The organism is Streptomyces sp. B15 (assembly GCF_018070605.1).
GTDB classification, from domain to species: domain Bacteria; phylum Actinomycetota; class Actinomycetes; order Streptomycetales; family Streptomycetaceae; genus Streptomyces; species Streptomyces smyrnaeus.
Map to the genome: position 1 here is coordinate 18,779 of NZ_JAGPXJ010000088.1, position 12,949 is coordinate 31,727.

The 12,949-nt window shown below is 72.4% G+C and carries 11 protein-coding genes and 2 pseudogenes; 3 read left to right on the forward strand and 10 right to left on the reverse strand.

What is annotated here, in order from left to right; genetic code table 11:
• Window positions 1-146 precede the first annotated feature (146 nt).
• Complete coding sequence (locus KBY19_RS29240) at window positions 147-950, forward strand: C40 family peptidase (protein WP_099883409.1); 804 nt, start codon at window positions 147-149, stop codon at window positions 948-950.
• 148 nt (window positions 951-1,098) lie between these two features.
• Here KBY19_RS29240 and KBY19_RS29245 read toward each other — a convergent pair whose 3' ends face one another.
• The 5 genes and pseudogenes from KBY19_RS29245 to KBY19_RS29260 form a co-directional block, all read right to left on the reverse strand.
• Window positions 1,099-2,322 (reverse strand): hypothetical protein, encoded by a 1,224-nt coding sequence (locus KBY19_RS29245; RefSeq protein WP_210967041.1) that lies wholly within the window; start codon window positions 2,320-2,322, stop codon window positions 1,099-1,101.
• Between the two features lie 114 nt (window positions 2,323-2,436).
• A complete protein-coding gene (locus tag KBY19_RS29250) occupies window positions 2,437-3,687 on the reverse strand; it encodes a geranylgeranyl reductase family protein (protein WP_099886706.1) in 1,251 nt (416 codons plus the stop codon).
• A 190-nt stretch (window positions 3,688-3,877) separates the two neighbouring features.
• Window positions 3,878-6,244: a hypothetical protein gene (locus tag KBY19_RS29255; RefSeq protein ID WP_210967042.1), complete on the reverse strand. Its 2,367-nt coding sequence runs from the start codon at window positions 6,242-6,244 to the stop codon at window positions 3,878-3,880.
• Between the two features lie 243 nt (window positions 6,245-6,487).
• Window positions 6,488-6,580, reverse strand: a pseudogene (locus KBY19_RS37840) (zinc-ribbon domain-containing protein); the annotation flags it as partial.
• A gap of 261 nt (window positions 6,581-6,841) precedes the next feature.
• Window positions 6,842-7,207, reverse strand: a complete 366-nt coding sequence (locus tag KBY19_RS29260; RefSeq protein ID WP_210967043.1) for a hypothetical protein — start codon at window positions 7,205-7,207, stop codon at window positions 6,842-6,844.
• Window positions 7,208-7,259: 52 nt separating this feature from the next.
• On the opposite strand from KBY19_RS29260, the pseudogene KBY19_RS36925 reads away from it, so the two are divergent.
• A pseudogene (locus KBY19_RS36925) lies at window positions 7,260-7,352 on the forward strand (FAD-binding protein); the annotation flags it as partial.
• Between the two features lie 67 nt (window positions 7,353-7,419).
• Here KBY19_RS36925 and KBY19_RS29265 read toward each other — a convergent pair.
• The 3 genes from KBY19_RS29265 to KBY19_RS29275 form a co-directional block, all read right to left on the reverse strand.
• Entirely contained in the window at window positions 7,420-8,118 is a 699-nt protein-coding gene (locus KBY19_RS29265) for a demethylmenaquinone methyltransferase (protein ID WP_185017840.1), read from the reverse strand.
• Window positions 8,119-8,159: 41 nt separating this feature from the next.
• Window positions 8,160-9,365 (reverse strand): cyclic dehypoxanthinyl futalosine synthase, encoded by a 1,206-nt coding sequence (gene mqnC / locus KBY19_RS29270; RefSeq protein ID WP_307843654.1) that lies wholly within the window; start codon window positions 9,363-9,365, stop codon window positions 8,160-8,162.
• Window positions 9,366-9,504: 139 nt separating this feature from the next.
• Window positions 9,505-10,377: a menaquinone biosynthesis protein gene (locus tag KBY19_RS29275; protein ID WP_307842622.1), complete on the reverse strand. Its 873-nt coding sequence runs from the start codon at window positions 10,375-10,377 to the stop codon at window positions 9,505-9,507.
• A 240-nt stretch (window positions 10,378-10,617) separates the two neighbouring features.
• On the opposite strand from KBY19_RS29275, the gene KBY19_RS29280 reads away from it, so the two are divergent.
• On the forward strand, window positions 10,618-10,821 hold the full coding sequence (locus KBY19_RS29280) for a cold-shock protein (RefSeq protein WP_019354156.1): 204 nt from the start codon (window positions 10,618-10,620) through the stop codon (window positions 10,819-10,821).
• Window positions 10,822-10,959: 138 nt separating this feature from the next.
• On the opposite strand, the gene KBY19_RS29285 is transcribed toward KBY19_RS29280, so the two are convergent.
• On the reverse strand, window positions 10,960-11,460 hold the full coding sequence (locus KBY19_RS29285) for a ribose-5-phosphate isomerase (RefSeq protein WP_099883401.1): 501 nt from the start codon (window positions 11,458-11,460) through the stop codon (window positions 10,960-10,962).
• Window positions 11,461-11,484: 24 nt separating this feature from the next.
• A partial coding sequence (locus KBY19_RS29290) for a dihydroxyacetone kinase family protein (RefSeq protein WP_210967044.1) occupies window positions 11,485-12,949 on the reverse strand: 1,465 nt, incomplete at its 5' end.

A 12,949-nucleotide genomic window follows, 5' to 3' on the forward strand; every position in this document is an offset into this window, starting at 1 on the left:
GTCACGGCCCCGTAGTTGGGCAATGATCACGTCGCGGAAGGACCCGTGAGGCGCGCACGCAGGGCTCAAGTGGCCGTGTACGCGGCGACTGTGGCGCATCGCACGATTGTTGAGTCAATCGATTGGGGCCTGCTAGGCATTCCCTCATGTCCCCGAAAGCTCAGATACCCAGCCACCGAAAGCCCCGCTCCAGCAAGATGAATACGGCGCTGCGTGCGGGTATGACGGGCGGCGTCATGGGCACCATCGCCTTCACCGCGGCGGCGGCACCGGCCCAGGCGGCCGACAAGAACGCACCGGCCGAGACGGTGGAGCTGCCGGCCCTCTCCACGGCCGACTCCAGCACCCTCGCGGCCGAGTCCCTGCACCACACCGCTCAGCAGTACAGCCTCCAGCAGGCCCAGCAGGACGCCGCCGCCGAGGCCAAGAAGGAGGCCAAGGAGGCCAAGGAGAAGGCCGAGGCCGAGGCGAAGCGCAAGGCCGAGGCCAAGCGCAAGGCGGAGGCGGCCCGCAAGGCCGCCCAGCAGACCAAGGAGCGCGCCTCCCGCACCGCCGACCGCGCCTCCCTCCCCAGCACGGCCTCCGCGCCGCAGGGCGGCAACGTCGCCACCCTCCTCAACTTCCTGCGGGCCCAGGTCGGCAAGTCCTACGTCATGGGCGCCACCGGCCCCTCCGCGTACGACTGCTCGGGCCTGACGCAGGCCGCCTTCAAGCAGGTCGGCGTCAACCTGCCGCGCACCTCGCAGCCTCAGTCCACCACCGGCACCCCCGTCTCCCTGGACAACCTCCAGCCGGGCGACATCCTCTACTGGGGCAGCGCGGGCAGCGCCTACCACGTGGCCGTCTACGTGGGCGGCGGCAAGTTCATCGGCGCCCAGAACTCCTCCACCGGCGTCGTGGAGCGCCCGATGAGCTACGACCAGCCCACCGGCGCGGTACGAGTCCTCTGAGCACCGGACACCGCGCCACGCCGCGCCGACAGCGCCGACAGGCCCTGACAGCGCCGGCAGCCTGACGTGTGAGGGGCCCCGCCACAGCGGCGGGGCCCCTCACCTGTGACCGGGCGCCTGCCGGGCCTTTGCCCGACGCCGGGGAGCTTCAGCGCCTGCGCCACAGGAAGGCGTGCACGCCGCCCCGCTCGCTGGTGGCGGTGCCGGAGACTTCCCCGCGGTCGGTCACGAAGGCCGCGCGACTGGAGACATGGCCCTCCGGGGTGCCGAGCACATGCATCCGGCCATCGCGCCACAGCACGGCGTGCGGGACTCCGCGGGCCGTCACGCTCCACCCGGCGACGTCCCCCCGCTCGTTGAGGACGACCGCCCGGTCGTCGCCGCCCGATCCGCCGTCCAGCTCCCGCGGGCGCCCGTGGGACCACAGCACCGCGCGCAACTCGTCGGCCTGCGGGTCGTACACCGTCCCCACGGTGTCGCCACGCTCGTTGACGGCGTCCTGCCGCCGGGAGAGCGCGGGGTACCCGGTGCCGGGCAGCGGCGGGAGCGGGGTGACCTTCCCCCGCCACGCCAGGTACGGGCGGTGGCCCGAGGGGTCGGACGGGTCGCTCACCTCGGCCGCCACCAGGCCCCGCTCGGTGAACCCGGCTGGCAGGACCACCGCCTCCTCCCCCGTGCCGGGCGGGGTGGGTACCCAGCTGCTCGCGCCGTCCCGCCGGACGAAGGTCCGCTCGGGGTGCGGCTGCGGTGCCGGGGTGAGCCGCGGGTAGGTGTTCGCCAGGACGTGGCCGCGGTCGTTGAGCTGGTATCCCTGTGTGGGCGCCGCGGCCTCGTCAGGGCCGGGCGCAGTGAGCGTACGCAGCCGCTCGCCGTCCCACAGCAGATCGCGCTGGTGCGGTCGCCGGTCGATGAGGACCTGGCCGCGCTCGTTGAGGTCCTGCACGCCGACGATCCCCGTCGCCCCGAGCGCCCGCGGCCTGCCGTCCGCACTCCAGAGCACGGCACGTCGGCTGCCGTCCGCCAGCTTGTCGTAGCCGGCGACCTGGCCCCGGTCGTTGATCGCCTGGAATTGCGGCTCGCTGCCGTCCGGAAGCGTCGGCGGGGCCGTCAGCCGCTCACCGTCCCACAGGAAGGAGCGCCACTCCGCGTCGGGAGTGACGCCCCAGCCGATGACCTGCCCCCTGTTGTTGGTCCCGGTGACGACGTGCATGGATCCGACGGAGCCGGTCATCCGCTGCGCCGTCCACCGCGGGACGGATTCCGCTGCCGTCGCCGTCGCCGGTGACGCGGTGGCCATGAGTGCCGCCGAGACGGCCGCCAGCACCGCCCGTCGCGCTCCTGGTCTGCCGCCCCGTCCCGTGTCGTCTGCCATCGCCCCTCCCTCGCTCGGCCCCGCCGGGCGCCTCCGGCCAACGGCCCGGAGGCGCCGGGCCGATGGCTGAAGCGTCCCGCCGTCGCGGCGGAAAGGGAACAGGGCGGCGAGCCGTCAGGCGCGGGGCGTCACCTTCGCCAGGCCGTTGATGATGCGGTCCATGGCGTCGCCGCCGGTGGGATCGGTGAGGTTGGCGAGCATCTTGAGGGTGAAACGCATCAGCACGGGGTGGGAGAGACCGCGTTCGGTGGCGAGCTTCATGACCTTCGGATTGCCGATGAGCTTCACGAAGGCGCGGCCCATCGTGTAGTAGCCGCCGTAGGTGTCCTTGAGGACCTTCGGGTAGCGGCGCAGGGCCAGTTCACGCTGGGCCGGAGTCGCACGCGCGTGCGCCTGGACGATGGTCTCGGCAGCGATGGCACCGGACTCCATGGCGTAGGCGATGCCCTCCCCGTTGAACGGGTTCACCAGGCCGCCCGCGTCACCGACCAGCAGCAGGCCGCGCGTGTAGTGCGGCTGCCGGTTGAAGGCCATGGGCAGCGCGGCGCCGCGGATGGGGCCCGTCATGTTGTCCGGGGTGTAGCCCCATTCCTCGGGCATGGAGGCGCACCACGCCTTGAGGACCTCGCGCCAGTCGAGCTCCTTGAAGGAGGAAGAGGTGTTCAGGACGCCGAGGCCGACGTTGGAGGTGCCGTCGCCCATGCCGAAGATCCAGCCGTAGCCGGGCAGCAGCCGGTCCTCGGCGCCGCGTCGGTCCCACAGCTCCAGCCAGGACTCCAGATAGTCGTCGTCGTGCCGGGGCGAGGTGAAGTACGTCCGTACGGCCACCCCCATCGGCCGGTCGTCGCGGCGGTGCAGGCCCATCTTCAACGACAGCCGGGTCGAGTTGCCGTCCGCGGCGACGACGATCGGCGCGTGGAAGGTGACGGGCGTCTTCTCCTCACCCAGCTTGGCGTGCACACCGGTGAGGTGGCCCGTCCGCTCGTCCACGATCGGTTCCGTGACGTTGCAGCGCTCGTGCAGGCGGGCGCCCGCCTTCTGCGCCTGACGGGCGAGTTGCTCGTCGAAGTCGTCGCGCTTGCGGACGAGCCCGTAGTCCGGGTAGCTGGCCAGCTCCGGCCACGGCAGCTGGAGGCGGTGGCCGCCGCCGATGATGCGCAGGCCCTTGTTGCGCAGCCAGCCCGCCTCTTCGGAGATGTCGATGCCCATCGCCACCAGCTGCTTGGTGGCGCGCGGGGTGAGGCCGTCGCCGCACACCTTCTCGCGTGGGAACGCCGTCTTCTCCAGCAGCAGCACATCCAGGCCGCTGCGGGCCAGGTGGTACGCCGTCGTGGAGCCCGCCGGCCCGGCACCGACGACGATCACATCGGCGGTCCGCTCGGAAGCGGTCGCCTCCGGCTGGTGCTGCGCCTGGGGCTCGGAGTGCGCCTTCGGTTGGGGGTCGGCCACGAGGACTCCCGCATGCTGGCTGATTGGGCTGACGGCGCCAGTCTATGCGGGCGTCGGACCGCGGCCTCGTTCCGGCCCCTCTCCCCTCCTGCCTTCCCGTCCGCCGTCAGGTGCCGTTCTCGTCCCAGCTGCTCAGCGCGGTGCTGAAGACCTGCTCGCGGTCCGCGTCCCACTCGTCGTGGCGGCTCTCGACGTAGATGCTGTATTCGGTGCCGTCCTCGCTGACATACGCCTGGTCGATGGCGTGGATGGTGCGGCCCGAGTCGTCCGAGGTGTAGACGAACTCCCAGCGCGCCCCCGGCCGTCCCCGGAAGGTGTTCTTCGTCAGTTCGAGGCGCTGGTAGCCGTCCCGCTTGCGGGCGCCCTTCTCCAGGTTGCGGAAGTTGTCGTACGAGGACTGGCCCGCGTTCTCGATGACGCCGATCCGCAGATAGTCGCCGCCGGTGGGTGCCTCGTAGTCGACCTGGGTGCCCTTCGCCCGGCGCTGCCAGCCCTCCATCACGCCCACGGAGAAGCCCTTGGGGTCGTCCCTCGTCGTGAAACCGTCGGGCAGCTCGGTGCTCTGCGGGGTGCGCGGCGAGCCGCCCGCCCCGATGTCCGGGCCGCTGTCGTCGTCCGGGGCCGGATCGTCGCTCTGCTCGGAGCCGTCGGACGGTGCGGGCTTCGGCCCGGCGTCGCTCCCGTCGGTGGGCTGCTCGTCCTCGGGGGACTCCTTGCCGGAGCCCCCCGCGGACTCCTTGGACGCCGCCTTGCTGTCCCCCTTGCCGTCGTCGCCCGCCAGATAGAAGGCGCCCCCGGCCGCGGCACCGCCGACCAGGAAGGCGGCCAGGATGAGTCCCGCCCAGGTCAGGCCGCGCCTGCGCTGGGGCGGCGGTACGGGGCCACCGCCGCCCGGGCCCAGGACCTCGGGGCCGGACGGGGCCTCCGCGGCAGGACGGGCGGCCCCGGGCTCGTCGGGCTGCTCGGGCTGCTCGGACGGCGGCGCCGGCAACGGCGAGGCGGCGGAGCCGGGCGGTGCCGTCGGGGCGGGCGGGGTTGCGGGGGCGGCGGGTGTGCCTGAGGCGCCCGGGGCGTATCCGCCCGGCCCGTAGCCGCCCGGCCCGTAGCCACTCGCTCCGTAACCGCCCGGCCCGTGACCGCCGTACGCCGCCGCGCCGTGAGCACCCGCTCCCAGACCGGTGCCGACCGGACCCGTCCCACCAGGACCGCCCTTGCCGAACTGGGCCCGCAGGAACGGAACCAGCAGCGTGCCGCCGTAGGACCACAGCAGTGCGAACAGCAGCAGCTCGGCGATACCGGCCGCGATCTCCCCGTGGGAGGAGAAGCTGTCACCGCCGCCGAAGTCACCGCCGTAGCCGCCTGAGTGGTCGCCGTCGTAGTCGCTTCCGTAGTCGCCGCCGTAATCGTTGCCGTAGTCGTCCCCGAGGCCGCCGCCGTCGACGCCGGGGGAGGGCTCGTGGAAGCGGGCCTCGAAGCCCACCCCGGCCACCGCGACGACCAGCAGCAGACCCAGAACGAAGAACCCGGCGGCGAGCAGCTGTTCGCGGCGGTCGACGCTGCGCCGGGCCACCAGCGTGCCCAGCAGCAGCGCGCACGCCAGGCCGCCCGCCAGCGCGCCCACCACCGCCCAGCCCTGGGCCAGGTCGCTCAACTCGCCGTAGCCGAACGACTCGCGCCCCGCGTCCCACTGGCTGATGTCCCACTTCACATCGATGGGAGCCCCCCAGGCCAGCGCGAGGCCGAAGGCGCCGACGTTGGGCAGCAGCGCCACCAGCGCCCACACGCCACCGGCGTCGACGTCGTCCTCGGAGGCCAGCAGGACCACGAACATCACCACGGAGGCCAGCGCGAGCACGCACACCAATGCCAGCCCCGCCGTCCGCAGCGCGCCCACCACCGCGCGCAGACCGGGCCGTGCGGCCGGCCGGGCGTCGGCCCCACCGCGCGTCAGCACCAGCGCCGCGACGAAGGTGGAGAGCAGGAACGTCCACAGCAGGGTGAGTCCGGGCGAGGACTCCAGCTCCAGCCCCTCGTACGAGGGAGAGGCGTACAGCCCCAGCGCGAGGCCGCCCAGTCCGCACAGCGCACCGATCCGCAGCGCCGCCTCGAACCCGGCCGAAGGCGGTGCCGCCGCCAGCCGGCGCCGCTCGACGCGGGAGGCGACGACGAGGGCGCCGATCCATACGGCGGTCACCAGCAGCGGAAGTCCGGAGATGTCCGCCTCCCCCGCGATGCGTTCGCCCTGGGTGGAGGTTGTGGAGTCGGCTGAGATGCCGAACCCGCCGCCGACGCCCTGGAGCAGGGCGGCCAGTGCGACCCGCATCCGGGTGCCCCAGCCGATGTCCAGGTCGTCGAGGTCGTCGTTGGACCAGATGCCGAGCGCGCAGGCTCCCAGGAACACCAGGGCCAGTGGCCAGCCGGCGACGCGCAGCGCCCCCAGCCAGTCGCCCTTGACGGTCCGCGTCAGGAACATCCCGAACGGTGTCGGCCGGGCGGGCCCTGCAGACGGCGGCGGAGGCGGCGGAGGCGGCGTATGACCGGGCTGCGCGGGCGGCGCGTGCGCGGGCTGGGCAGGCGGGGCCGGCTGCGCGCTCCGGGTCGGTACATACGTCGGCGGACCGGCAGGCGCGGGCGGGGCCTCGGGCGCGGGCGGCGCGGCCGGTGCCGCCGGGGCCTCGGTTGCCGCGGGGGCCTCGGTTGCCGCGGGGGCCGTGGGAGCGCCGCACGACATGCAGAAGCGTGCCTCGGCGGGGGAATCGGCGCCGCACTGCGGGCAGGGCGACGGTGACGGCGGCGGCGGGGACGACATGGCGCTCCGATGCGGTTGCGTTCGGGTTCGGCGTTCGGCGTTCGGGTTCGGCGTTCGGGGAGAAGACGAACCAGCGCGGCACGCAGGGGCACCACGCGTGTGCGTACGGTACGAGGGACGGGGTACATCGTTCCGCCGAACGCCCCTGGTGTGAAGGAGATTTATCCAAGCGCAACCGACATCGGGCCGTCGGGCCCGGGGAGGTCCCGGTGGCGGCCTCCGGGAGGCACGTCGGTCCTCCCGAGGCCCCGCCGCCGGTGTTCACCGCAGGGTGAGAGGGGTCTCGGATCCGAGGTGGGTCAGCTTCTCGGGGCTGCGGACGAAGTAGAGGCCGGCGATACGGGCGTCCTCGACGCGGAGGGCCATGGCGCCCTCGATTTCGCCGTTCAGCCGCATGAAGAACGCCGGGTTGCCGTTGACCACGGTCGGGTCGCTGGTGAGCCTGCCCTCGACCTTGGCGGTGCCGCCGGAGTAGAAACGGACGATCTTCCGCGCTCCGACGACTGGATGCAGCGCGGCCCGCTTGACGCCGCCGCCATCGCTCAACAGGACGACCTGCGGGGCGAGTACGTCGAGGAGGTGCTGCGGGTCCCCGGTGTTGAGCGCTCGCCGGAACGACTCGACCACCGCCCGGGTCCGGCTCGCGGAGACCGCCTGGCCTGGAAACGGAGGAGACACCATGGCCGAGAACACCGATGTCCTCGTGATCGGCGGCGGATACGCCGGCGTCATGGCCGCCAACCGCATGGCGCGGCGCGACGATGTGACGGTTCGGCCCCAAGACACCGCGTCACCGAGCACTGTGACAGTTTGTGAGCCGGATCACATGCCGTGCGGCGTCAGCCCCTCGGGCGGAAGCCGCGGTGCAGGGCGACGATGCCACCCGTCAGATTGCGCCACGCCACCCGGCTCCAGCCCGCCTCCTGCAGCCGGCCCGCGAGCGCCGGCTGGTCGGGCCACTCGCGGATGGACTCCGCGAGATAGACATAGGCGTCCGGGCTGCTGCTCACCCCCCGGGCGATCGGCGGCAGCGCGCGCATCAGGTACTCGGTGTAGACGGTCCGCAGCGGCGCCCAGGTCGGGTGGCTGAACTCGCAGATCAGCACGCGCCCCCCGGGCTTGGTGACCCGCCGCAGCTCGGCGAGCGCCGCGTCCACGTCGCTGACGTTGCGCAGCCCGAAGGAGATCGTCACCGCGTCGAACGCGGCGTCCGCGAAGGGGAGCCGGGTCGCGTCCCCGGCGGTGAACGGCATCCAGGAGTGGCGCTGCTTGCCCTCGCGCAGCATGCCGAGCGAGAAGTCGCACGGCACCGTGAAGGCCCCCGCCTCCACGAACGGCAGCGACGAGGTGCCGGTGCCCGCCGCGAGGTCGAGCACCCGTTCGCCGGGGCGCGCGTCCACGGCGGCGGCGACCGCCCGCCGCCACAGCCGGGCCTGGCCGAGCGAGAGCACATCGTTGGTGAGGTCGTACTTGGCCGCCACGTCGTCGAACATGGCCGCGACCTCGTGCGGCTTCTTGTCCAGGGATGCCCGCGTCACGTCTGGTGTCGTCCGTCCGGTCGTCAGTTCACGTCGAGTCGTCAGTTCACATCGATGAGCGCCAGTTCGGGGTGTGCCGTACCCCCGTCGATGGCGGTGGAGGACAGATGCGAGACGGCCCTGTCGTCCACCGGGTCCATCGCCGGGTCGTCGTGCACCACCAGGTGCTCGTACGTCGTGGCGCGCTGCGCCGGGACACGGCCCGCCTTGCGGATGAGGTCGATCAGCTCCATGCGGTTGGAGCGGTGCTTGGCACCCGCCGAGGAGACGACGTTCTCCTCCAGCATCACCGAACCGAGGTCGTCGGCGCCGTAGTGCAGCGAGAGCTGTCCGATGTCCTTGCCGGTGGTCAGCCAGGAGCCCTGGATGTGGGCGACGTTGTCGAGGAAGATCCGCGCGATGGCGATCATCCGCAGGTACTCGAAGACGGTCGCCTGCGTCTGCCCCTTCAGATGGTTGTTCTCCGGCTGGTACGTGTACGGGATGAAGGCGCGGAAGCCGCCGGTGCGGTCCTGCACGTCGCGGATCATCCGCAGATGTTCGATGCGCTCGGCGTTGGTCTCTCCCGTGCCCATCAGCATGGTGGAGGTGGACTCCACACCGAGGTTGTGGGCGATCTCCATGATCTCCAGCCAGCGCTCCCCGGACTCCTTGAGCGGCGCGATGGCCTTACGGGGCCGGGCGGGCAGCAGTTCGGCGCCGGCGCCCGCGAAGGAGTCGAGACCGGCCGCGTGGATGCGCTCGATCGCCTCCTTCGGCGACACCCCGGAGATCCGCGCCATGTGCTCGACCTCGCTGGCGCCGAGGGAGTGGATGACCAGCTGCGGGAACGCCTTCTTGATCGCGGCGAAGTGCTCCTCGTAGTACTCCACCCCGAAGTCCGGGTGGTGGCCGCCCTGGAACATGATCTGGGTGCCGCCCAGCTCCACCGTCTCCGCGCAGCGGCGCAGGATGTCGTCCAGGTCGCGGATCCACACCTGGTCGCTCTTGGGCGAGGCGTAGAAGGCGCAGAACTTGCACGCCGTCACGCACGAGTTGGTGTAGTTGATGTTGCGCTCGATGATGTACGTCGCGATGTGCTCGGTCCCCGCGTACCGGCGGCGGCGCGCCTTGTCGGCGGCGGCGCCCAGCGCGTGCAGGGGCGCGTACCGATAGAGGTCGAGCGCCTCTTCGGGAGTGACGCGCCCCCCGGTGGCGGCGCGGTCGAGGGCGGAGAGCAGGTCGGCTTCCGACACGTGCGCTGTCACCGTGGCGTCCCTCCAAAGGTCGCACATTCGACACATCTCGCCGCTTACCACAGCACAGCGGCGCCGGACCAGCCTACGCCAGGGCCATCCGGCCGATCTTCCGAGTGCCCCGGGGCCCGGCCGCGGGGCTCGATCCGGCTCAGTCCCGGGACTCGGGTCGGAGCATCTCCACCCGGACGTCGGGCGGGAAACCGGTCGTGGCGCCGGTACGGCGGGCGAACTCTGCGACGCCCTCCAGCTGCCGCGGGCCGAACCGGAAGTCGAGCGTGGTGAAGTACCGCTCCAGGACCTTCGGCTCGAAGATCTCGTAGCGCGCGGCGTGCTCGGCCACCTGGTCGACCTGCTCCATCGCCAGATCGCGGGAGGCGAGGAAGGCCCGGTGCGTCTCGTGCACCGTCTCCGGGTCCCGCTCCAGGAAGTCGCGGCGTACGGCCCACACGGCGAAGACGAACGGCAGCCCCGTCCACTCCTTCCACAGCCGCCCCAGATCGTGCACCTGGAGATCCTCCTCGGGCAGCTGCCGCAGATAGGCACGCAGCCCCACGTCGCCGATGACGACGGCGGCGTCCGCCTCCTTCATCATCCGCTCCAGGTCGGGCGGGCAGCTGTAGTAGTCCGGCTGGACGCCGTACCGCTCCGCGAGCAGCAGCTGGGCCAGGCGGACGGAGGTGCGCGACGTCGAGCCGAGGGCCACCCGGGCGCCGTCCAGCTGGTCGAGCGGGACGCGGGAGACGATCTCGCACGACATGACGTCGCCGTCGCAGCCCACCGCGATGTCCGGGAAGGCGACAAGGTCGTTCGCGTTGCGCAGGAACTCCACCAGGGTGACGGGCCCCATGTCGAGCCGCCCGTCGATGATCATCTCGCTGAGCTTCTCGGGGGTGTCCCGGGTCAGGTCGAGGTCCAGCAGGGTGTGGGTGTGGACCAGGCCCCAGTACAGCGGCAGACAGTTGAGGAACTGGATGTGCGCGACGCGGGGGCGGGTGCGCACATGCCTCGGTTTCGCAGTCACTCTCCGGAGAGTACGCCCCGGTCCGTATCCGGCTGCGCGGGGTCCCTCGGCCGGGTCGTGGGACATGATCCGCAACTCTTCCGCGCCGGCCACCACCGTGCTAGGCTCAGAGCCAAGTTGCAGTTTGGTTTCCCTTGCAGTACAGAGCCTGCGGAGCATGTGACCGCGGGCTCTCGTCGTTTTCAGGCTTCTTTGTGGGTTCTGGGAGCAGGGACACCCTTATAGGCCCAAGGAGGGCTTATGGCTACCGGAACCGTTAAGTGGTTCAACGCCGAAAAGGGCTTCGGTTTCATCGCCCAGGACGGCGGCGGTCCCGATGTCTTCGTCCACTACTCCGCGATCAACGCATCCGGTTTCCGCTCTCTTGAGGAGAACCAGATGGTGTCGTTCGATGTCACGCAGGGCCCGAAGGGCCCGCAGGCGGAGAATGTCACCGCGCAGTAGTCCCTGACTCTGCAGTATCCAAGGAGCCCCCGCCTCGGCGGGGGCTCCTGCCTTTTGTCCGCGCCCCGGTCCGGAGCCCGCGCCCCGGTCCGGAGCCCGCGCCCCGGTCCGGGGGCTCGCTCGCCGTCCGGCGGGCGGTCAGCAGCCCTGCTCGTAGCCCGCTATCGCGGCAACCTTCGCCGCCGAGGCCGAGCCCTCGTCGAAGTGCTGGTCCAGCCACTCGTCCAGCAGCGTACGGGCCAGTTCCAGGCCGATGACGCGCTGGCCGAAGCACAGGACCTGGGCGTTGTTGCTGAGCACGGAGCGCTGCACGGAGTAGCTGTCGTGCGCGGTGACGGCCCGGATGCCGGGGACCTTGTTGGCGCTGATCGCGACGCCCAGCCCGGTGCCGCAGATCAGCAGCGCCCGGTCGGCCTCGCCGTCGGCGACCCGGCGGGCCGCCTCGACGGCGACATGGGGGTAGGCCCTGCCGAGGTCGGAACTGCCGGCCCCGTCGCCGCCGACACCGACGTCGAAGACCTCGTCCACCCGGGCGTCACCCAGCAGGTCCTTCTTGAGGGCTTCCTTGTAGTCGAGACCCGCGTCGTCGCAGCCCACGACGACACGGAACGGCCGGGGCGCTGCGGGGGTGCTGCTCATGGTGCGTTCCTCCTGGTGACGGGGTCAGACGGCAGGTCGTACGGTGTCGGCCACGGCTCCCAGGACCATCGCCAGCGAGGTGGCGCCCGGGTCCGGGGTGCCGATGCTGCGTTCGGCGAGCGGCCGGGCCCGGCCCAGCCTCGGGCGCAGCTCGGCGGTGGCCTCGGCGGCGGTACGGGCCACATCGGCGGCGGCGCCGAGGGCCTCGGCGGGCGGGCCGCCCGCCTCCAGCCGCTCCTGGAAGGCGGTCACGAACGGGGCGAGCGCGTCGACCAGCGTCTTGTCGCCCGGCTCCGCCTTGCCGAGCGAGGTGACGGCCGCCAGCGCGGCCCGCGCGCCGTCGGCCAGCTCCGTCGGCGCGGGAGCGCGGTCGGCGGGGAGCGCGGAGCCGAGAGCGCGCAACCCGGCGCCCCACAGCGCTCCCGAGGTACCGCCCGCCTCGGCCGCCCACGCGTCCCCGGCCGCACCGAGCAGCGCGGCCGGTGCGGCCTCGGTGGCCTGCGCCTTCTCGGCGGCGGCGAGTGCCGCGTCCACGCCCTTGCACATGCCGCGTCCGTGGTCCCCGTCCCCGGCGACGGCGTCGAGCCGGCCGAGGGTCTCCTCCTGCTCGTGCAGCAGGGTGTGGGCCGCTCGGAGGGCCCGTACGACGGTGCTGCCGACGGTGATCGCCTCGCCGGTCGCGATGGCGGGCTGTGCTGCCGCACGGCCGGCCGTTGCCGTGCGGGGTGCGCTCGCCGCCCTGCCGGTGACGGTCGCTTCGGGGGCGGTCCCGCCGCGGCGGAAGGCGGGGGTGTCGGCGGGAGCGAGCCAGAGCCGCTCCAGTTCGTCGTCCAGCCAGGTGACGGTCAGCGAGCAGCCCGCCATGTCCAGCGAGGTGACCAGCTCACCGACCTCCGGGCGGATCAGCTCCAGCCCCGCCTCGGTGAGCAGCCGCTCGACGGACGCCCACAGGACGTACAGCTCCTCGTACTTGGTGGCGCCCAGGCCGTTGAGGAGGACCGCCACCCGGCGGCTGTCGGCGGCGTCGTCGGGCCGTTCGGCCAGCAGCCCCTCCACCAGCGTGCCGGCCAGTTCCTGAGCTGACGTCAGCTCGCTCTCGCGCACGCCGGGCTCCCCGTGGATGCCCAGCCCGAGGCCCAGCTTGCCCTCGGGCACGGTGAACAGCGGCTCCCGCTGGCCCGGGAGCGTGCAGCCCGCGAAGGCGACACCCAGCGAGCGGGTACGGGCGTTGGTGTGCTCCGCGACCCGGACCACCTCCTGAAGGCTCGCGCCCTCTTCCGCCGCGGCGGAGGCCGTCTTGTAGACGGTGAAGCCCCCCGCTATGCCACGGCGCCGGTCCGCCTCGGCGGCGGGGGCGCTGGCGATGTCGTCGGTGACGGCGAAACAGCGGGCCGGTATGCCCTCGTCGGTCAGCCGCTGGGCGGCCTGACCGAAGTTCATGACGTCGCCCGCGTAGTTGCCGAACATGAACAGCACGCCTGCCCCCGTC

Bases quoted from the DNA above. Each gene is read 5' to 3' on its own strand.
- KBY19_RS29285 (WP_099883401.1), bottom strand. From the start codon at position 11,460: ATGAGCAGCACCCCCGCAGCGCCCCGGCCGTTCCGTGTCGTCGTGGGC.
- KBY19_RS29255 (WP_210967042.1), bottom strand. From the start codon at position 6,244: ATGTTCCTGACGCGGACCGTCAAGGGCGACTGGCTGGGGGCGCTGCGC.
- KBY19_RS29280 (WP_019354156.1), top strand. From the start codon at position 10,618: ATGGCTACCGGAACCGTTAAGTGGTTCAACGCCGAAAAGGGCTTCGGT.
- KBY19_RS29240 (WP_099883409.1), top strand. From the start codon at position 147: ATGTCCCCGAAAGCTCAGATACCCAGCCACCGAAAGCCCCGCTCCAGC.
- KBY19_RS29245 (WP_210967041.1), bottom strand. From the start codon at position 2,322: ATGGCAGACGACACGGGACGGGGCGGCAGACCAGGAGCGCGACGGGCG.